The sequence below is a fragment of the Actinosynnema sp. NPDC023794 genome (genome assembly GCF_040639675.1).
Lineage (GTDB): Bacteria > Actinomycetota > Actinomycetes > Mycobacteriales > Pseudonocardiaceae > Actinosynnema > Actinosynnema luteola.
On the sequence record NZ_JBFAFR010000007.1, the window covers coordinates 35,122 to 53,768 of the forward strand.

The 18,647-nt window shown below is 72.7% G+C and carries 19 protein-coding genes; 13 read left to right on the forward strand and 6 right to left on the reverse strand.

Features of this window, described 5'->3' with window-relative positions:
• Positions 1-12: 12 nt before the first annotated feature.
• The 3 genes from AB0H12_RS17525 (at position 13) to AB0H12_RS17535 (ending at position 3,232) form a co-directional block, all read left to right on the forward strand.
• Positions 13-609, forward strand: a complete 597-nt coding sequence (locus AB0H12_RS17525) for a hypothetical protein (RefSeq protein WP_499623853.1) — start codon at positions 13-15, stop codon at positions 607-609.
• A 207-nt stretch (positions 610-816) separates the two neighbouring features.
• Positions 817-1,257: a hypothetical protein gene (locus AB0H12_RS17530; RefSeq protein WP_499623854.1), complete on the forward strand. Its 441-nt coding sequence runs from the start codon at positions 817-819 to the stop codon at positions 1,255-1,257.
• A gap of 151 nt (positions 1,258-1,408) precedes the next feature.
• Positions 1,409-3,232, forward strand: a complete 1,824-nt coding sequence (locus AB0H12_RS17535; RefSeq protein WP_499623855.1) for a LamG-like jellyroll fold domain-containing protein — start codon at positions 1,409-1,411, stop codon at positions 3,230-3,232.
• Here the strand turns inward: AB0H12_RS17535 and AB0H12_RS17540 are convergent.
• Both AB0H12_RS17540 and AB0H12_RS17545 read right to left on the reverse strand, forming a co-directional pair.
• Entirely contained in the window at positions 3,183-3,824 is a 642-nt protein-coding gene (locus AB0H12_RS17540) for a hypothetical protein (protein WP_499623856.1), read from the reverse strand. The genes AB0H12_RS17535 and AB0H12_RS17540 overlap by 50 nt on opposite strands.
• A gap of 229 nt (positions 3,825-4,053) precedes the next feature.
• Complete coding sequence (locus AB0H12_RS17545; protein ID WP_499623857.1) at positions 4,054-4,935, reverse strand: glycosyltransferase family 2 protein; 882 nt, start codon at positions 4,933-4,935, stop codon at positions 4,054-4,056.
• A 320-nt stretch (positions 4,936-5,255) separates the two neighbouring features.
• On the opposite strand from AB0H12_RS17545, the gene AB0H12_RS17550 reads away from it, so the two are divergent.
• From AB0H12_RS17550 to AB0H12_RS17585, 8 genes are all read left to right on the forward strand, one after another.
• Positions 5,256-6,362, forward strand: a complete 1,107-nt coding sequence (locus AB0H12_RS17550) for an S-adenosylmethionine:tRNA ribosyltransferase-isomerase (RefSeq protein ID WP_499623858.1) — start codon at positions 5,256-5,258, stop codon at positions 6,360-6,362.
• Positions 6,363-6,383: 21 nt separating this feature from the next.
• The gene (locus AB0H12_RS17555) at positions 6,384-7,484 is read left to right on the forward strand and encodes a hypothetical protein (protein WP_499623859.1); all 1,101 of its coding nucleotides are present in this window, start codon (positions 6,384-6,386) and stop codon (positions 7,482-7,484) included.
• Entirely contained in the window at positions 7,481-8,560 is a 1,080-nt protein-coding gene (locus tag AB0H12_RS17560) for a polysaccharide pyruvyl transferase family protein (protein WP_499623860.1), read from the forward strand. The genes AB0H12_RS17555 and AB0H12_RS17560 overlap by 4 nt, the downstream gene beginning before the upstream one ends.
• 268 nt (positions 8,561-8,828) lie before the next feature.
• Positions 8,829-9,539: a hypothetical protein gene (locus AB0H12_RS17565; RefSeq protein WP_499623861.1), complete on the forward strand. Its 711-nt coding sequence runs from the start codon at positions 8,829-8,831 to the stop codon at positions 9,537-9,539.
• A 294-nt stretch (positions 9,540-9,833) separates the two neighbouring features.
• Entirely contained in the window at positions 9,834-9,977 is a 144-nt protein-coding gene (locus AB0H12_RS17570) for a hypothetical protein (RefSeq protein ID WP_499623862.1), read from the forward strand.
• 155 nt (positions 9,978-10,132) lie between these two features.
• The gene (locus AB0H12_RS17575; protein WP_499623863.1) at positions 10,133-10,501 is read left to right on the forward strand and encodes a DUF1048 domain-containing protein; all 369 of its coding nucleotides are present in this window, start codon (positions 10,133-10,135) and stop codon (positions 10,499-10,501) included.
• Positions 10,498-11,256: an ABC transporter ATP-binding protein gene (locus AB0H12_RS17580; protein ID WP_499623864.1), complete on the forward strand. Its 759-nt coding sequence runs from the start codon at positions 10,498-10,500 to the stop codon at positions 11,254-11,256. Before AB0H12_RS17575 ends, AB0H12_RS17580 begins: the two co-directional genes overlap by 4 nt.
• A 10-nt stretch (positions 11,257-11,266) precedes the next feature.
• Entirely contained in the window at positions 11,267-12,028 is a 762-nt protein-coding gene (locus tag AB0H12_RS17585; RefSeq protein ID WP_499623865.1) for an ABC transporter permease, read from the forward strand.
• A gap of 34 nt (positions 12,029-12,062) precedes the next feature.
• Here the strand turns inward: AB0H12_RS17585 and AB0H12_RS17590 are convergent, their stop codons facing one another.
• The 4 genes from AB0H12_RS17590 to AB0H12_RS17605 all read right to left on the reverse strand — a co-directional run bounded on the left by AB0H12_RS17590 (position 12,063) and on the right by AB0H12_RS17605 (position 13,670).
• Entirely contained in the window at positions 12,063-12,257 is a 195-nt protein-coding gene (locus AB0H12_RS17590; protein WP_499623866.1) for a hypothetical protein, read from the reverse strand.
• Between the two features lie 15 nt (positions 12,258-12,272).
• Positions 12,273-12,521: a DoxX family protein gene (locus tag AB0H12_RS17595; protein ID WP_499624114.1), complete on the reverse strand. Its 249-nt coding sequence runs from the start codon at positions 12,519-12,521 to the stop codon at positions 12,273-12,275.
• A 148-nt stretch (positions 12,522-12,669) separates the two neighbouring features.
• Positions 12,670-12,897, reverse strand: a complete 228-nt coding sequence (locus AB0H12_RS17600) for a hypothetical protein (RefSeq protein ID WP_499623867.1) — start codon at positions 12,895-12,897, stop codon at positions 12,670-12,672.
• On the reverse strand, positions 12,879-13,670 hold the full coding sequence (locus AB0H12_RS17605; protein WP_499623868.1) for a sigma-70 family RNA polymerase sigma factor: 792 nt from the start codon (positions 13,668-13,670) through the stop codon (positions 12,879-12,881). The genes AB0H12_RS17600 and AB0H12_RS17605 overlap by 19 nt, the downstream gene beginning before the upstream one ends.
• A 125-nt stretch (positions 13,671-13,795) precedes the next feature.
• On the opposite strand from AB0H12_RS17605, the gene AB0H12_RS17610 reads away from it, so the two are divergent.
• Complete coding sequence (locus AB0H12_RS17610) at positions 13,796-14,107, forward strand: trypco2 family protein (RefSeq protein ID WP_499623869.1); 312 nt, start codon at positions 13,796-13,798, stop codon at positions 14,105-14,107.
• Positions 14,107-18,621 (forward strand): AAA family ATPase, encoded by a 4,515-nt coding sequence (locus tag AB0H12_RS17615; protein WP_499623870.1) that lies wholly within the window; start codon positions 14,107-14,109, stop codon positions 18,619-18,621. The genes AB0H12_RS17610 and AB0H12_RS17615 overlap by 1 nt, the downstream gene beginning before the upstream one ends.
• The last annotated feature ends 26 nt before the right edge of the window (positions 18,622-18,647 follow it).

The following is an 18,647-nucleotide window of genomic DNA, read 5'->3' on the forward strand; positions in this document are numbered from 1 at the left end:
GGCGGTGAACCCGTGCCGAACCTCGACTTCTACGCGGCCGACGACGACTGGTCCGCGGTCCTCGACACCGTCTTCGCCCTCGGCTCGTTCCGCGTCTTCGAGTCCGATTCGAGGCCGGACCGCGAGCTGCGCGAGTTCCACGCCCCCGCGGAGGTCCCGGACGACCGGTGGGGACGCCACCTGGCGTTGTTCGTCATCGGGTCGGGACCGGAGCCCGTCGCGAGGCGGATCGACTTCCTGCCAGGAGCGCTCGCGGACGCCACCTTCCGGCACAGCTGCGAAGGCTGGGGACTCGTCCAGCTCGACCGCGGCGGCGCGACCGGGACGCGGGAGCTGCGTTGGAGCCACACGAACCACAACACGGAGAAGCGGGCCACAGCGTGGTCGGCGACCGCGTCGCGGCTCGGAGACCCCGCCGAGTGGAACTGGGCCGCGGTCACCAGCTCCTCCGGGAAGCTCAACCGCGCCATTCGCCGGATGGCCGTGGGCAAGATCGGCTCGCACCCCGTGCTGCCGCACGCGGCTCGGTTCATCGCGCAGGCCGGCTTGCGGCACGAGTACGGCGTGGGCATCCACGCGACGCCGTCCTTCGGCACGAGCCGTCGGTAACGCCCCTCCAAGTCGAGCACGACCGCGCGGGGGCACGTCACCGCGCAACTCCGGCGAGTGGGGCGGCGCTTCGCAGGTGTCACGCCGCCCGGGGTAGTGCGGCCGGGTGGCGGCCTCGGGGGCGTCACCAGGCCGCTTCAGTCGCGCGGAGGGCGTTTGCGGCACCACCAGGCCGGTGGTGGGCGGGCGGCAGGCTAGGTTGCCCCGGTGAGCCTCCTCGATGACGTGGCCGAGCGCGACGGCTGGCGGTGCTGGGTGTGCGACGAGCCGGTCGACCCCGACATGTCGGTGAACGACTCGCGCGGGCCGAGCGTCGACAGCCGGACCGCCGACCGGAAGGCCAAGGTCGCCGAACGGCTCGCGCACCGCGGGTGCAACACCCGCAAGGGCGCGGTCACGGCGGTCATCCCCTGGCCGGACCGCCTGCACGTGGCCGAACCCGCGCCGCTGATCACCGTGGCCGGGAGGCTGGAGCGCAAGGGGGGCCGCGAGGTGGTGGCCCGTTGCCCGACCGGGCAGGACGCCCGGGAGGCGGCGGAGTGGCTGGTGGACCGGTTCTCCCGACTGGCGCCGGGGCTGCCGGTGGCCGCCACCGTCGAGGCGGGCGGCGGTCAGTTCCTCGTCGTCCTGGCCACCGGCCGCCGCTGACCGGGCGCCCCGCGTCGAGCCGGCCCATCGGCGACCGGGGTCCTTCGCCAATGGTTCAACCAGTGTGCGCGGGGTGTTCCCGCGCACGTCGGCGCCGTGGAACGCGACCCGACGAGGCTTCTCGCCACCCCATCGGCAGAGAGGCACCTTCATGGCGGAGAACCGAGTCGGACGGCGCGCACTGCTCCAGGCCGCGGCCGTGGCGCCTGCCGCCGCGATGGCGCCCGCGGTGCTCGCCCCGGTCGCGCACGGCGACGAGCGCAAGGCGGCCCGACCGGACACCGCCGACCCCCGCTTCACCATCGCGGTGCTGCCCGACACCCAGTACCTGCTCGACGAGGGTGGCTCGGACCCCGAGCCGGTGCGCGTGGCGTTGCGCGAGGTGGCGCGCCGCCGTGACGCGAACGTGGTGTTCCTGGCCCAGCTGGGCGACGTGACCGAACACGGCACGGAGACCGAGGTGCGGCTGGCCGACTCGGTGTTCACCGACGGCGTCCCCTACAGCGTGCTGGCGGGCAACCACGACGTGCCGGGCAACACCGACGACCGGCGTGGGCCGACGCCGTTCTCCAGGGTGTTCGGGCCGGAGCGGTTCCGCCGCATGCCGACCTTCGGCGGGTTCGCCCCGGACGGCTACAACAGCTACCACGTCCTCAGCGCCGGCGGGCGGCAGTGGCTGGTGCTCGCGCTGGACTGGCGGGTGTCGGACCAGGGGGTCCGGTGGGCGCAGGGAGTGCTGGACCGGCACCGGTCGCTGCCCGCCATCCTCACCACGCACGACCTCGTCGCGGGCAGCCCGGACGCGCAGCTCTCCGCGCACGGCAGGCACCTGTGGGACAACCTGATCCGCCGCAACGACCAGATCTTCCTCACCCTCAACGGGCACTACTGGCCGTCCGGCCGCACCACCCTGGTCAACGACCACGGCCACGACGTGCACCTGCACCTGACCAACTACCAGGACCGCTACTACGGCGGCGCGGGCATGGTCCGGTTCTACACGTTCGACCTCTCGCGCGACGTCATCGACGTGGAGACGTTCTCGCCGTGGCTGCTGGACCGCGACGGCGACACGCGGCCGGAGTCCGAGACCGCGCGGCTGACCGGCGACGCCGACCGGTTCACCGTGGAGATCGACTTCCGGGAGCGGTTCGCGGGCTTCGCGCCGCCCGCCGTGCCGCCGGCGCGTCCGGCGAGCGCCGTCGTCACGCGTGACACGGTGGCGTACTGGCGGTTCGACGCGGCCGGGTTCCCGGTGGGCGAAGGTCCCGTGCCGGCGGGCGCGGTGGCACGGGACCTCACCGGCCGGGGCAACGACCTCACCGTCACGCGGCTGCACGGGAGCGGCCCGGACGTGCTGACCTGGTCGGCCGAGCACCACGACGGCCAGCCCGCGCGCGCGAGCCTGCGCTTCGACGGCGGCAAGAACCCCGATCGCGGCGCGGTGCTGCGCACCTCCGACACCGCACCGCTCAACGCCATGCGGTTCGAGGCGGGCTACACCATCGAGACGTTCTTCAAGCTGCCCGACCCGCTCGTCGGCGACCACGCGTGGATGGGCCTGCTCAGCTGGGAAGGCCGCGCCGGCGACGCCGGCAAGACCAGCGGCTGGTCCGACGACGAGCCGACGTGCAGCCTCAACCTGTCCGGCGAGCGGTTCCTCCAGTTCGTGGTCTACCCGGTGCCCGGCGACGCCGACCCCACGTCGTGGAGCCACGCCGTGCCGGTCGGGCGGTGGACGCACGTCGCCGTGGTCAACGACGGCCGCCGCACCGGGATGTACGTCGACGGCGCGAAGATCGCCCGCAACGCCGCCGAGGAGTCGCGCGGCATCTCGGCCCTGGGCAGGCCGTTCGCGCTCGGCGGCACCCAGTTCGCGCTGCGCTACGGCCAAGGCTTCCACGGCTGGATCGGCGACACCCGGATCACCGCGAGGGGACTGCGCCCGGACCAGTTCCTGACCGCCCAACGGTGATCGTCACCGAGCGGTTCCGCGGAGCACGCGCGCGCTCGGAGAAGTCCAGCCCTTGGCCCCTGAGCCACGCCTCGAGCCGTTCCGCGAAGTAGGCGTGGCCCGCCTCGAGGGGATGGCCGCGGGGACCGAACTCGAACCCACCCGCGGTCATCGCCCCGAACGAGTTGTCGGTGCTGTCGAGCGCGCCTCCGTACACCGACGTGCGGTCGAGGTGACGGCACAGCTCGACGGCTTCCTCCGGCGGCTTCGACGGCAGGAACCGCCCCGCGTAGGCATACCTGGCAACCGCACCGCGGAGGCGCAGGTACGAGTCCAGCAGGACCCAGTCGGTCAGCAGGTTGATCGCGCCGCCCTGATCGACGAGGGCACCCCGTCCGTCCGCTCCGATCCCGACGACCTGTCCTGCGCCCAGCAGAAGGCGGCGACAGAGCGGCTTCTCCTCGATCGAGCGGGTGACCGGTTGGACCTGGTGTGCCTGCAGCCGAGCGTCGTCTACGGCCCGTGGAGTCCCACGTGGACGCTTCGTCCTCTGCGCAACCTGACCGAGGACAACAAGTGCCTCCCCAGTGGCGGCGGAGGGGATCTGCAACACCGTGCACGTGCACGAGACCCCGGTGGTCCACTCCTCCGGAGCCCGCCCGCCGACGTGACCGGGTCCACCTCGACGGTGGTGCGCAGGTCCAGGGCGACGCACACGGATCGGCCACCGACCCAGTCGAGGTCCTCGCCGGACAGGCACGCCCGCACGGGGTACGACGCGGTGATCGTTCGCAGGTCTTCCACCCGGTCCTCCTCCGTCGAGACGACCACCGCCCGGACCGCTACGGGCACCACACCCGCTGCTCGGCGCTGCCGAGCAACCGGCCGAGCCGCCACGCGAACCGACCCACCCAGCGCCTCCGGTCCGACGTGGCGAGGGCCGGTGCGCGCCGGACGAGCTTGAGCCAGTCCGCCAGCGCCCTCGCCGTCGGGCCCGCGCGCATCCCGTGCTCGCGGAAGTCCTTCAGCAGCTTCGCGTCGGCCCGCCCGTAGCCGACCTGCTGCCTGGCGAGCGACCACAGCCGTTCCCGCATCCGGTAGCGCATCACCGCGTCCGGCGCGAAGGCGATGGAGCACCCCATCAGCTGAGCCCGGACGCTGAACTCGACGTCGTCCCCGCCCCCGCCGGTGTAGCTCTCGTCGAACCCGCCCAGGGCCCGGAACACCTCGGTCCGCACGCCCATGTTCGCGCCCACCGCGTAGGGCAGGAAGCTCATGATGACCGGCAGCCGGTCGGCGGGATGGGGTGACCTGGACGTGCGGACGCGTTCGCTGTTCAGCGCCGTGGTGTCGAGGTGCCCGCCGACCACGTCGGCCCTCGACGCGGCCCGCGCCATGGCGGTGAGCCACCCGGTGGTCGCCGCGTCGTCGGCGTCGCAGTACAGCAGCAGCTCGCCGTTCGCGGCCCGGGCGCCCGCGTTGCGCGCGCCGTTGACGCCGGGCGGCCCGTGGCGCACCACCCGCAGGTCCGGCAGCCGGTGCGCCCACCGGGCGGCGACGTCGGCGGTTCCGTCCGTGGACCCGTTGTCCACGACCACCACTTCCCACGGCCCGTCGTGGTCCTGCTCCGACAGGGCGGCCAGCTGGCCCTCCACCACGGCGGCGGCGTTGCGCGCGGGCACGATCACGCTGATCGACCGGGCAGGAGCGGGTTCCGACGTCACGACGCACCACCGCTTCCCGGAGTGGGTGGACAGGGAATTGCCGACGGCACGGAAAAGTACTGCCGCACCGGTCGACGCGACAAGGCAATGCCCCGGAAATGGCCCGGAAGTGACCTCGAACGGCTCGACGGTCGCACTGTCGGTGATCACCGTTGATCGGTGCACAGCACGTCCACGCGCGAACGACACGATGGTGGCCTTGTTTACCTCCTGATGGGTAATTGAGCGGCACGGACGGCCGAACGCATACTGACATCACCCCCGGCTATGTCGCCCATTCCATTTCGGCGCGACCGCAGGGCTCGACTGGAGGACGGGAAATGACCGAGGTCGTGGAGCGGACAGCGGACTACGAGTTCGAACTGCCGCCGGCGCTGGTCGCGCAGGAACCACCCGAAGCCCGGGGCGGCGAGCGCACCGACGCCCGACTGGCCGTGCTGCACCGCGAGAGCGGGCAGGTGGACCACCGCCACTTCTCGGACCTGGGCGACTACCTGCGGGCCGGGGACGTCCTGGTGCTCAACAACGCGCGGGTGGTCCCGTCGTTGCTCGAAGGTGTCGACGCCGACGGCGAACCGGTGGCCGTGAGCATGCACTCCCCGGTCGAGGACGGAACCTGGCACTGCCTGGTCGCGCCCACGGCGGCGTGCGCGCCGGGAGCGGAGTTCCGCTTGGGCGGCGACGGCGACATCACGGTCCGACTCCTGCACGAAGCCGACGCCGGTGTGTGGCGGGCGGCGGTCGACCCGCCCGACACCGAGTCGCTGCAGCGGGCGGCCGAGATGATCTGCCCCGGCTACCTCGACCGCGCGCCCCTCGACCCGGAGCAGTACCAGACGGTCTACGCCTCCCGGCCCGGCGCGGTGCTGCTCCCCTCGGCGGGCCGCCACTTCACGCCGGAGATGCTCGACGGGCTGCGCGCCGACGGGGTGGCCGTGGCGGAGGTGACCCTCTACCTGGCGGCCCGGAGCCGGTACTTCGTGCGGATGGTGTTGCGCCGCAAGGCGGTGCGTGACGGCCTGCCGGTGCGCGAGGACCTGGACGACGCCCCCACCGGGTTCGACCTGCCGCGGGCGGAGCGCTACGAGGTGTCGGCGGACACCGCCGACCTGATCAACCGGTGCCGACGCGACGGTGGGCGGGTGGTGGTCTGCGGCACGTCGGCGATGCGCACCCTGGAGACGGTCGCCGACAGCCGGGGGCGGCTGTGGCCCCAGACCGGTTTCACCCAGCTCACGATCATGCCCGGGCACGTGTTCCGGGCCTGCGACGCGTTCATGACCAACCTGCACCGGCCGAGGAGCTCCGAACTGCTGCTGACCGCGGCGTTCGCCGGGCGGGAGACCCTGCTGAAGGCCTACCGGGACGACATCGTCGCCAACGGCTACCTGTTCCACGAGTTCGGCGACTCCATGCTGATCGTCTGACGGTCCGAGGGGGACGCGACGGTGATCATCGATGAACCCGCCCTCGACCGGGCGCCGGACGGTTGGCGGTTGTCGGCGGCGGTGGACTCGGCCCTCGCGCCGGGCGGCGAGCGCCTGCACTTCACGGTGCACGGCGGCGAACCGGAGTGGATGCCGCCGGTGGGAGACGCGTTCCTCGCCGCGCTGATGATGCCGGCGATGGCGCTGGAGGAGGACGTGCACGTCCACGCCCCGGTCTCGCGCCGCCTGTTCAGGTCGGCGTCCACCATCGCCGACATCTACACCGCCTGGTGGCCGCACCTGCGCCCGGTCGACCTGCGCGCCCCTGTCACCACCCGTGCGGGCGGCGACGCGGTCGGGCTGTTCTTCACCGCCGGGGTGGACTCGTTCTACAGCCTCCTCAAGGACATCGGCAGGTCTGCGACACCGGACTGGGAACCGGTGACCCACCTGCTGTTCGCCAACTTCGAGCGGAAGACGGGCCCCCGGTACGAGCACCTGCTGGAGAGGTTGCGGCACGTGGCGGCGCGCACGGGCAAGCAACTGCTCGTGGTCGACACCAACGTCCGGTCGCTGTGCGAGCCCACCACGTACTGGCCGGAGTACCACGGTGCGGCCCTGGCCGCGATCGCGTTGAGCCTGCAGGGCTTGCTGGGTCGCTGCCTGATCGCGGCCAGCGACCAGTACCGGCACCTGCCGCCGCTGGGCTCGCACCCCCTGCTGGACCCCCTGTTCTCCACCGAGGGACTGGACATCGTCCACGACGGCGCCGAGGCGACCCGCGCCGAGAAGGTCATCCGGTTGGCGGATGACGGTGACCTGGCCCTGGACAACCTCTGCGTCTGCTGGATGAGCGAGCCCGGGCGCAACTGCGGGCACTGCCAGAAGTGCGTGGGCACCATGGTCGCGCTCGAACTCGCGGGCGCGTCCGGACGGCACCCGACCCTGCCGTTGGCGCTCGACCTGGAGGCGGTCCGCGCGGTGGCGATGCCCGACGAGCCCGGCCGGGTCACGACGCGCTCCCTGGTGCGGGACGCGGAGATCCGGGGACGCCACGACATCGCCGACGCCCTGCGGGAAGGGCTGCGGCGCGCGGGCGACACCGAGCAGGTGGGCGGGTGACCGCGGAGATCGTCCGGCGACCTCCGGCCGAGCGTCGAGCGCGGCTGCGGAGCCACATCACGCGAGTCCTCTCGACGCTGCTCGCCCCCGGCACGCGGTGCGCGCTGGTGGACTTCCCCCTCTACGCCAACGTCGGCGACAGCGCCATCTGGTTGGGGGAACGCGCGGTGTTGCGCGAACTGGACGTGTCGGTGGCCTACACCTGCGACGAGCGATCGTTCCGCCGGGAGGACCTGCTGACCGTCCTGCCCGAAGGCGTCATCCTGGTGAGCGGCGGCGGCAACCTCGGCGACCTGTGGCCCGAGCGCCAGCACTTCCGGGAGCACCTCGTCCGGTCCTTCCCCCGGCACCGGATCGTGCAGCTGCCCCAGTCGATCTGCTTCCGGAGCGAGGAGAACCTCCGCCGGGCGCGGGAGGTCTTCGACGCCCACCCCGACCTCACCCTCCTGGTCCGCGACCGGCACAGCCTCGACCTGGCCCGAACCCACTTCGCCGCGGCCAGCCTGCTGTGTCCCGACATGGCGTTCACGCTGCCCGCGTTCACCGCGACGGGCCACCGGGCGCACGACGAGGTGTGGCTGACCCGGTCCGATCACGAGGGCGCCGGACACACCCTGCCCGCGCCACGCGGCAGGGTGCTGCGCACCGACTGGACGGACGAACGCGACGCGACCCCGGCATGGCGGCTGCGGCGGGAGGCCGCCGGACGGCGGCTGCGAGCCGCGGTGCAGGCGTCGCACGCGCGTCCCGGGCCGGATCCGGCCTCGGCGGTGGCGGACGCCCACGACGAACTCGCGGCGCTCCAGCTCGCCCGCGGGTTCGCCCTGCTGGCCGGCGGCGACGTCGTCATCACCGACCGCCTGCACGGGCACCTGCTGAGCCTGTTGCTCGACCAACCCCACGTGCTGCTGGCCGACCGCTACGGCAAGGTCGAGAACACTTGGCGCACCTGGACGAGCGGCTGGCCGGGAGTGCGCCGGGCCGGCAGCCCGGACGAAGCCGTCGAGCAGGCACGTGTCCTCGCCACGAGCGCGCCCCACCGGAAAATCCGCGGTCGACCGATTCCGACCGAGTGATACTCGGTGACCATGACACGCTCCGACCTCGCCGGTGGCGTCCCGGTCAACCCCGCGTTGCGGCGGGTCCTGGAGCGGGTCGGCGGCCGGGAACTGCTGGACCTGCCGCCCGACGAGCTGTCCGGCGCGGACCTGACGACGCTGCTGCTGGAGGTGTTCCGGCGGCGTGCGGACCGGCTCACCCCGGCCGAGGTGATGCGGCGTTGCCGCAGCGACCGGTTCGTGGCGCCCGCGCCGACCGACTTCACCGCGCCGCGCCGAGGACGCCTTGCTGTCCGCGCTGCCCGACGACTTCCAGGTCCTGGTGCTCGCCCCCGTCGTGCCGCTGGCGGCGCATGCGGCGGTCGCCACCGTCGACCCGCGCAAGGTGATCGCCACGGTCCGGGGCAGCGAAGTCGCCGCCGACCCCACGAACGCGGTGGCCCTGGAGGCGTCCTCGCGCCGCTCCCGGGCGTTGGCCGCCGATCCTCGTTCGACCCTGCCCATCAGGCTCGCGGCCACTCAGCGGGTGGCCCGTGCCCAGCACTGCGACGGGCCCGGGATGCCGGCGCACTTCCAGCTCTTCGGCCTGGTGACCGCCGGCCGTGACACCGGCAATCACTCCTTCGAACGCCGGCACCTGGCCGAGCACCTGCGGTTCGCCGCCCGCGCGACGGCCACCGCGGGCGGACGGCACACCGAGATCCGGCTCACCCGCCTGGACGACGCGACCGGCCCGGTGGTCGACCGGGTGCGCGTGGACCTCGCCGACCTGGCGGACGTCGCCGTGCTCGACGATCCCGACCGGGCGGCCGGGCGCGGCTACTACACCGGCCTGTGCTTCAAGGTCGGCACCACCATCGGCGGCCAACGGCTGGAAGTCGCCGACGGGGGCTTCGTCGACTGGACCCGGCTCCTCACCGGCAACCTCGAGGAACGCCCGCTGATCAGCGGGCTCGGTGTCGACCGACTCGCCGCAGCCGTCGACCAGGACCGGTAGTCCACCGCCGCAAGCGCGACCGCGGGCCACCGCCGACGACCGATGGCCTGCTCTTTCTCTGGACGACTCCCCGAGTCAGGGGCGGTGTCAGCGCGGTGACTGCCCGGTGTCAGGACGGTCGGCGAACGTCGTCCCCGTCAGCAGTTCACCGATCACGGGGCCGCGAGAGCCGCTCCGTGACAGCACCGGGGGTCCCAGAGCGATGACGAGGGGTAGCGAGAGCACGCCGCGACTGGTCCGGCGAGCGGGGATGGCGGCGATGGCGGTCGCAGCGTCAACCGCTACGCCGCGCTGATGGACAGCACGCCCGACGGCAGCAGGACCCTGACCGCCTCGGTGACCACCGGGGACGCCGCGAACAACCCGGCCGCGGAGTTCCCGCAGCTGTTGACCGCGCTGCTCGACGTGGTGTTCTGCCACGAACCGGCCGCTGGCTGACAAGCCTGTGCGAGCCGTCACGTCCGCACGGGCGACTTGCACCGCCGGCACTACTCGGCTTTACTAGGTACCGGTAGTCAGCACCACCGAGTAGCGGTCGGCTTCTCCGACATCGCTGAACCACTGGACGAGCTCCACCGAGGAGGTAGACGACCATGGGCATTTCCGACCTCGCCACGAAGGTGATCGGCGACAAGCGGCGCTGGCGTGCGTACAAGGCGCGCACGCGGCAGCTGCCCGCGCACTACCGCACCGCGGTAGACGCGCTGGAGCGGTACCTGATGCATTTCGGGCCGTCGGACGGCGACACCGCGACCTCGATGTACGAGGACCTGGCGGACCTGTTCGAACGTGCCGCCGCGGACGGCACGCCCATCCGCGACGTCGTCGGCCAGGACCCCGCGGACTTCGCCGAGGCGTTCCTCCAGAACTACGCGAAGGGCGGCTGGGTCACCAAGGAACGGGAACGCCTCGCCACCACCATCGCGCTCGCCGAAGCAGAGTCCCGGGAGACCCGCTCATGACGACCAACCCCGCCATCCACGTGCGAGGCCTGGAGAAGTCCTACAGGTCGCTGCACGTGTTGCGCGGCGTGGACTTCGACGTGGCGCGCGGCAGCATCTTCGCCCTGCTCGGCTCGAACGGAGCGGGCAAGACCACCGCCGTGAAGATCCTGTCGACGCTGCTCAAGGCCGACGCGGGCACGGCGACCGTGCACGGCTTCGACGTCGCCACCCGGGCCGCGGACGTGCGGGAGTCCATCAGCCTCACCGGGCAGTTCGCCGCCGTCGACGAGATCCTCACCGGCCGGGAGAACCTCGTCCTGATCGCCCGGCTGCGGCACCTCAAGGACCCGGGCAGGATCGCGGACGACCTCCTGGACCGCTTCTCCCTGACCGACGCCGCCGCGCGGAAGGTGTCGACGTACTCCGGTGGCATGCGCCGCCGGCTCGACATCGCGATGAGCCTCGTCGGGAACCCGCCGGTCATCTTCCTCGACGAACCGACCACCGGTCTCGACCCACAGGGGCGCATCGAGGTGTGGCAGGCCGTCAAGCACCTCGCCGCCCGGGGCACGACGGTGCTGCTCACCACGCAGTACCTCGACGAGGCCGAACAACTCGCCGACCGGATCGCGATCCTCCACGAAGGACGGATCATCGTGGACGGCACGCTCGCCGAGCTCAAGCGACTGCTCCCGCCCGCCAAGGTGGAGTACGTCGAGAAGCAGCCGACACTGGAGGACGTCTTCCTCTCGCTCGTCGGCACGAACGAGTGAGGACCTGGTAATGACCAAGAACTTCTTCGGCGACACCACCGTCCTGCTCGGACGGTCCCTGCGCCACATCGCCCGCAGCCCCGACACCATCATCACCACCGCGATCATGCCGATCGCCATGATGCTGATGTTCGTCTACGTGTTCGGCGGGGCGATCGACACCGGCTCCGACTCCTACGTGCAGTACCTGCTGCCCGGCATCCTGCTCATCACCGTCGCCTCGGGCATCTCCTACACCGCGTTCCGGCTCTTCCTGGACATGAAGGGCGGCATCTTCGAACGGTTCCAGTCCATGCCGATCGCACGCTCGTCCGTGCTGTGGGCGCACGTGCTGACCTCGTTGGTCGCCAACCTGATCTCACTCGTGGTCGTCGTGCTCGTCGCCCTGCTCATGGGCTTCCGCACCGGCGCCGGGCTGACGGCGTGGCTCACCGTCGCGGGCATCCTGTTCCTGTTCACCCTGGCGCTGACCTGGCTCGCCGTCATCCCCGGCCTCACCGCCAAGTCCGTCGACGGCGCGAGCGCGTTCTCCTACCCGCTCATCTTCCTGCCCTTCCTCAGCTCCGCCTTCGTGCCCACCGACACCATGCCCGGCCCCGTGCGCGCCTTCGCCGAGCACCAGCCGGTCACCTCCCTCGTCAACGCCATCCGCGACCTGTTCACCCAGCAGCCGATCGGCACGGACATCTGGATCGCCCTCGGCTGGTGCCTCGGCATCCTCGTCGTCGCCTACGCCTTCGCCACGGCCACCTACCGCCGCAAGATCTCCTAGGTCGGCCGAGGCACCCAGCGGCCCTTGGCGCGCACTAACGTTCGTCGACCCAGCCACGCTCGACCGCCCACTCGTCCGTGATGGCCTCCGCCGCGGGCAGCGTGAGGAGCGAGACGGCGGACAGGACGACGACGAGCCCGATCGAAACGGCCCAAGCGCGGGGACCGGTCACCGGCCGACGGTCCTCCGACCTCAGCGCCCACGACGTGACGGCGAACGCCAGGAACACCAGCGGCGGCTCCCACTACACCGGGCCGTCACCCAGTGCCAGGCGCGACACCGCGGCGCCGGCCCACAGGAAGGAGATACCCGCGTACGCCCATTCCTCGACCAGCCGCAACCCGGGCACGGCGATCGCCACCGCCGCACCGAACTGGCAGACGCCGAGCACGTGGGCGAAGTAGTCCGGGTACCCGAGGTGGGCCGACTGGGCTTCGACCCAGTCGATCGCCGGCAGGTTCCACGCCGATCCGGAGATCAGCTCGAAGAGGATGACGTGAGGTGGCGAGCCAGAAGGCGATCGGACGGATCCGGGGCCGGCCGGTTCGCGCGGCGGTCGCCGGCTGCGTGCGCGGTCGGCTGTCGGTCGGGTGAGCCCGCATCAGGGTCTCCTGTCGAATCGATCGTGGGTCCGGGGTCGGCTACCGGCTGATCCGGCGGGGCACCGTCAGCGCGAGGAGCTTGTCCGGGTTGCGGATGACGTAGATGTCGGTGATCGCGTCGTCGGCGATCTCGATCAGGAACACGCCCTCCAGGCGGTCGCCGCGGTGGACGACCAGCGCGGGCGCGTTGTTGCAGTTGGCCCGCTCGATGCGCAGGCCCGGTGTCGCCCGCCCCTTGCGGAACAGGGTCACGACGTGTGCGGCCACCGGCTCCGCGCCGACCACCGGCCGGCGTGCCGCGCGGGTCTTGCCGCCGCCGTCGGCGGTGAAGGTGGCGTCCTCCGCGAGCACCGCGAGCAGCCCTCGCACGTGCCGGCCGCGGCCAGGAACTGCTCGGTGATCCGCGCCGTGGTCGCGGTGTCGGCGGGTTCGAAGCGCCTGCGCCCCGCCTGCACGTGCTTGCGGGCCCGGTGCGCCGCCTGCCGCACCGTCGCCACGGGTTTGCCCACCGCGGCGGCGATGTCGCCGTGGGCGAAGCCGAACACCTCGCGCAGCACGAACACGACGCGCTCGTCGGGCGCGAGTGTTTCGAGCACCACGAGCATCGCCATGGACACGGACTCGGCGAGCACCACGTCGGCCGACGCGTCGTTCTCGTCGAGCAGCACGGGCTCGGGCAGCCACGGGCCGACGTACTCCTCGCGCCGGCGCGCGCTCGCCCGCAACGCGTCGAGCGCCTGGCGGGTCACCAACCGCCCCAGGTACGACCTGGTGTCCCGCACCGTCACCAGGTCCACCTCGGCCCACCGCAGGTAGCTGTCCTGCAGCACGTCGTCGGACTCGGTCGCGAGCCGAGCACCTCGTACGCGATCGTGAACAGCAGTGGCCGCAACAGGGTGAACCGCTCGGCGTGCTCGTCGGCGGTCACGGCGACCTCGTCGTTCGACGTGCTGTGCTCGGACATGCCCCCAAGACACCGCGGACCCGCCCGAACGTGACACCACTCGACGTGACGCGCCGCACAGCGGGTCCGCGGTCACCCCGGACAGGGGCCCGTTCGGCAACCGGCGGCGCGAGCGGATGTTCTCCGGTGTCGAGCCGGGCGAAGTGGTGATCGTGTCACAATCGGCCTGATTTTCGGCGCGCGTGAGCAGGGGGTTTGGACGTGACGAACCGGGTGGGGATCGCGGAGGCCATCGACGGGCTGCGGGAGGAGTTGGGCCTGGCCCAGGACGCCGGCGCCGACCACCAGTTCCGCTTCGAGGTGACCGAGGTCGAGGTCGAGCTCCTGGTCGAGGTGCGCAAGGAGGCCAAGGCCGGCGCGAAGGTGCAGTTCGGAGTGGTCTCGGCGAACGCGGACGGCAAAGCGGCCAGCGCCCGCACGCACCGGATCAAGCTCCGGCTCAGCGCCACCGACGCCGCCACCGGCCGCAACCTCGAGGTCTCCCGGGATGTCGAGCGTCCGTGGACTAGCTGATGGACCACCGCAGGCTCGCCGACGTCCGCGCGGGCACGGAGGCCGCGGCACGCAGCACCGGCTCGGGTTACCTGATCGGCAGGCAGCTGGTGCTGACCGCCAGGCACGTCGTCAGCACGGGTGACGGCGCCTGGCCACGCGTCGTGGTCCGGCTCGGTCACCCGAACCGGGAACGACGACCGCACGACGCCCGGCTGGTGTGGAGCCACCCCGTGCTGGACGTGGCGCTGCTGGAGCTGGAGCCGCCGGAGGACGGGGAGGTCGGCGACGCCGTGCGGTGGGGCGTCGTCGACGGCATCGAGCAGGTTCGCTACTCGGGTATCGGGTTTCCGGGGTTCGCCGACTACGGCGAGGCAGGGGCCGGTGTCGAGCAGCTGGCCGGTGTGCTGAACCCCCTGTCGACAGGGCCGCACGGCAGCTACGTCCTCGACCAGGACGCGGCGCCGCAGCCGGGGTGGCGGGCGTGGGCCGGTGTGTCCGGGGCCGCCGTCTTCTGCGCCGGTCTGCTGGTGGGCGTGGTCGTGCTGGACGACGGCGACTTCGGCAACCGGCGACTGCACGCGGCGCGCCTGGACGCCGTGGTGCGCGATCCCGGGTTCCGCCGCCTCGTCGAAGCGCACGACGGCTCAAGACCGGTCGCCGAGTCGGTCGCGGCGCCGCCACCGCCCTCCGGTGGACGCCGGGGCGCACGGGCGGCGTTCCGGTACGAGCTGAGCGCGGCGATCGTCGAGCACACGTCCACGGTCGTGGGACGGGACAGCCAGGTGCGCCGGCTGATGTCGTTCAGCGGGGCGCGGGAAGGCGGTTACGCCCTCGTCGAAGCGCCGGCCGGTTTCGGCAAGACGACGCTGGTCGCGGATCTGTGGCGGCGGCACGCCACCGACGCGTGGGAAGGCCCCGCGCCCGATCTCGTCGGGTTCTCGCTGCGCCGCGACCTCGGTGATCACACGCCGGCCGCGTTCGTCGCCGGGCTCACCGGTCAGCTCGCGGCGCTGCTGGACCGGTCGGACGACGGCGCCCGCCGGTTCGACGAGCTGTGGCAGGAGGCCGCGGCGAACGCGGGCCCGGACCGGCCGCTGCTGCTCGTCGTCGACGGCCTGGACGAAGCCTCGCCGGACCGCCCTGGCGTCGCGGAGCTCCTGCCGGCGCACGTGCCGGACTTCACGCACGTGGTCGTGACCTCCCGGCCGAGTCCGCGGGCCCGGTCGCTGGTGCCGCCGCACCACCCGCTGCACCGCGCGCCCCTCGTGGTGCTGCCGCCGCTGTCCGTGGCCGAGGTCGCCGAGCTGCTGCACGTCTCCGGTTCCGCCGAACCCGCGTCGTTCGCGGCGGCCGTGCACGAGGTGACCCGGGGCGAACCGCTGCTCGCCCGGTTCACCGCCCAGGACGTGGCGCGGGACGGCGAGGCGGCCCTGGCCGCCTACCGGCGGGAACGGCCCTCGGACGTGGCCGGGTACTTCCGCTGGCAGCTCGACCTGCTGGAGGTCGACGCCGAGGACGACACGACCTGGGACGCGCTCGCCCTGCTGCTCGCGGCGGCCCGCGGCCTGACCGAGGTCGAGATCGCCGAGGCCCTCGGCGCGCCGGCCCACCGGATCCGGCGGGCGCTCGCGCCGGTGCGCCGGTTCCTGATCGGTTCGCCGCGGCACGAGCTGATGCACGAGGAGTTCGCCGTGGTGCTGGCCACCCGGCTGACGGCGGCGCAGCGGCGCGCGGCCGACCGGCGCCTGCTCGACTGGTGCCGCGGCTATGCCGAGGCGGGGTGGCCCGACGACACGCCCGACTACGCGCTGACCACCGTGATCGCCCACGTCGACCGGGCGAACGACTTCGAGCTGGCCGGGCGGCTGGTCGGCAGGCGGCGGCTGGAGCTGTTGGTGGCCAGGACGCTGTCGCCGCGGGGCGTGCGGGCGGACGTCAGCGCCGTCCTCGACATCCTGATGCGGAGGTCGCCGCCGGACGTCGTGGCCGGGATCCGCACCGCCCTGACCGTCGTGAACATCAAGGGCATGGCCGACGACATCCCCGGATCGCTGCTGGCGGCCCTCGTCGCCGCGGGCGAGACGGCGAGGGCCGAGGCACATGCCGCGTTGGCCGAGGCGCCGATCGACCGGTGCCGGGCGTTCCAGTCGATCGCCGTCGCGCTGTGGCAGGCGGGCGAGCCCGAGCGGTGCCGCCAAGCGGTCGGCGCCGCGGTCGGGGCGGCACGCGCGTCGGGCGAGCAGCACCAGTCGTCGTGCCTGGAGGAGTTGGCGCTGGAGCTGTTCACGGCGGGCGCGGTGGCGGACGGTTGCGAGGTGATCAGGGCCTGGGCGCGAGGACGTCCGGTCGCCCTGGCGTTCAAGCGGATCGCGCCCGCCCTGGTCCGCAACGGCGCCGCGCAGTTGGGCCTCACGATCGCGCGGGGCTTCACCGACCGCGCGGACGTCGCGACGGCCCACGCGCTGCTGGCCCTGGCGCTGGCCGAGGCCGGGCAGGTCGACCGGGCGTTGGCGGTCGCCGACCGGATCGATGACCGGGTCACCGGCTGGCGCTCCGACAACCTGCCGCTCTCCGTGGCGAAACTGGCTGTCGCCGTCGCCGACCGGGGTCGGGTGGACGCCGCGCGCGGGCTCGTCGACAAGGCAACCCTCCTGCTGGCCGGACGTGTGCACCCGTGGGACGTGGACCGGGTCGGCGTCGCGGCGGCACAGGTCCGGGTGGGCGAGCCGGAGCACGGCCCGCGCGTCCTCGCCGGGCTCAGCCGCATCACCGAGAGCCGCTGGCACCGCAATCCCGAGTGGCCGGAGGTCGCGTGGTGGTTCACCATCGACTGGGACGAGTTCTCCGGTTGGGCCGTCGCGACACCGCGACGCGACGCCGCCGTCGTCCTCGCCCACCAGGCCGTCCTCGCCGGGGTCGACGGCGAGCTGCTCGACCTGTGCGCGGACGGCGAGTCGGCCGAGGTGGTCCGGGCCGCGATCGCGATCTCGCACGTGCACGCGGGCGCGGTCGACCGCGCGCGGGACCTGCTCGCCGGACTCACCTCCGACCAGGCGAAGGTCCAGGTGCTGCTGACGATCGCGAGCGCGCTGGCCGCCGAGTCCCCAGCGGACGCCCGGGAGGCCGCGCTGGGTGCGCTCGGCCACGTGGAGGCCGCGCGCGGCGACGTCGCGGTCATCCTGGCCAGGGCCGGCTTCGGGGCGGAGGCGATCGAGGTCGCCGAGGCGATACCGGCGCGCTCGATCACGCGCGGTTCGACGTTCGCCCGGCTCGCGGACGTCCTCGGGCTGGTCGACGGCCCGCCGACCGCCGAGATGGCCGCGGACCTGCTCGACCGGCCGACGTTCGACTCGGACGTGGTCCTCGCGTCCGACGCGGACGAGGTGCTGGAAGTGTTGCGCCGGCGCGTGGAGTCGTCGCCGTACCCGCTCGTCCGGCGTGCGATCGACGCCCGTGACGATCACGAGCTGCGCCGGATCCTGCCGGAGTTCGACAAGCTGCCGCAGCGGCGCGGCACGGCGCTGGCCTACGTGGTGCGGGGCCAGCTGGCCGAAGGGCGCGCGGAACTCGCGCGAACGGTCGCGCTGCAGTCGCTGTCCGTCCTGCCGGCGCAGGGCGTGGAACGCGATCGCCACGTCTTCTTCGACGCCGCCGTGCGCGACCTGGCCAGGTCCGGGCGACTCGACGCCGCGCTGGCCGTCGCCGACCGGCTCGCCTACCGGGACGGCCGAGCCCCGGCCGTCGTCGGGTTGCTCGAAGGCGGCGACGTGGGCACCGCGCTCGACCTGCTCGGCGAAGGTGCGGAAACCCTCGGCGAGAGGGTGGCCGACCTGCTCGCCCACGGCGGTTTGACCGAACTGGCCGTGAACCTGCCGACCGCGCTGCGCCGCCGCGCGGAGCGCAACGACCACAGGTACTCAGCGGCTCTCGAAGCGCTCGTCGAGGCCCCGGACGGCACGGACCCCCATGCGATCCCGGGGTACGAGGACCTTCGCCGGCTTGCGTTCCTCGACGTGGTCGTCGCGCGACTGGCGCGCGCGGGTCGCTTCGAGACCGCCCTGGCCGTCATCCGCGATCCGCAGCCCTACCGGATGGAGTACCTGCAGTACGCCGCCGGGTATGACAGCCTGCCGAGCGAGGAGACGCTGGCGGTCGTGCTGACGACTCTGGCCACTCACGCACACGGCGTGCCGGCGAGGAAGCAGTGGGCTCGGGAACTCGCGGAGACGGCGCACCGCACGGCGTCGGCGATCGGCACGCCGTCCACGACAGACCGCCGCCTGGCCTCGATCGGCCAGTCGAACGCGGACAAGGCCAGGGCTCTCGCCGCCGTCACCGCCTACCCGGGCATGGCGGACGAGGCGGCGCTCGCCGTGTTGCGCGACGCGCTGCGCCTGTCCCTCGACTGGAACAGGTACGTGTTCTTCTCGGTGCTGACGGCGGCGATCCCGTTCCTCGGCAGGCTCGGCGACGGGGTGCTCGAACGGACCGCGCACAGCGTGCTGGACGTCGACTCGTGGTGGACGGCCTGAGCGGGTGTTCCGGTGCGGCTCCGGCC

Bases quoted from the DNA above. Each gene is read 5' to 3' on its own strand.
- AB0H12_RS17535 (WP_499623855.1), top strand. From the start codon at position 1,409: ATGGCGGAGAACCGAGTCGGACGGCGCGCACTGCTCCAGGCCGCGGCC.
- AB0H12_RS17550 (WP_499623858.1), top strand. From the start codon at position 5,256: ATGACCGAGGTCGTGGAGCGGACAGCGGACTACGAGTTCGAACTGCCG.
- AB0H12_RS17570 (WP_499623862.1), top strand. From the start codon at position 9,834: ATGGACAGCACGCCCGACGGCAGCAGGACCCTGACCGCCTCGGTGACC.
- AB0H12_RS17575 (WP_499623863.1), top strand. From the start codon at position 10,133: ATGGGCATTTCCGACCTCGCCACGAAGGTGATCGGCGACAAGCGGCGC.
- AB0H12_RS17580 (WP_499623864.1), top strand. From the start codon at position 10,498: ATGACGACCAACCCCGCCATCCACGTGCGAGGCCTGGAGAAGTCCTAC.
- AB0H12_RS17585 (WP_499623865.1), top strand. From the start codon at position 11,267: ATGACCAAGAACTTCTTCGGCGACACCACCGTCCTGCTCGGACGGTCC.
- AB0H12_RS17615 (WP_499623870.1), top strand. From the start codon at position 14,107: ATGGACCACCGCAGGCTCGCCGACGTCCGCGCGGGCACGGAGGCCGCG.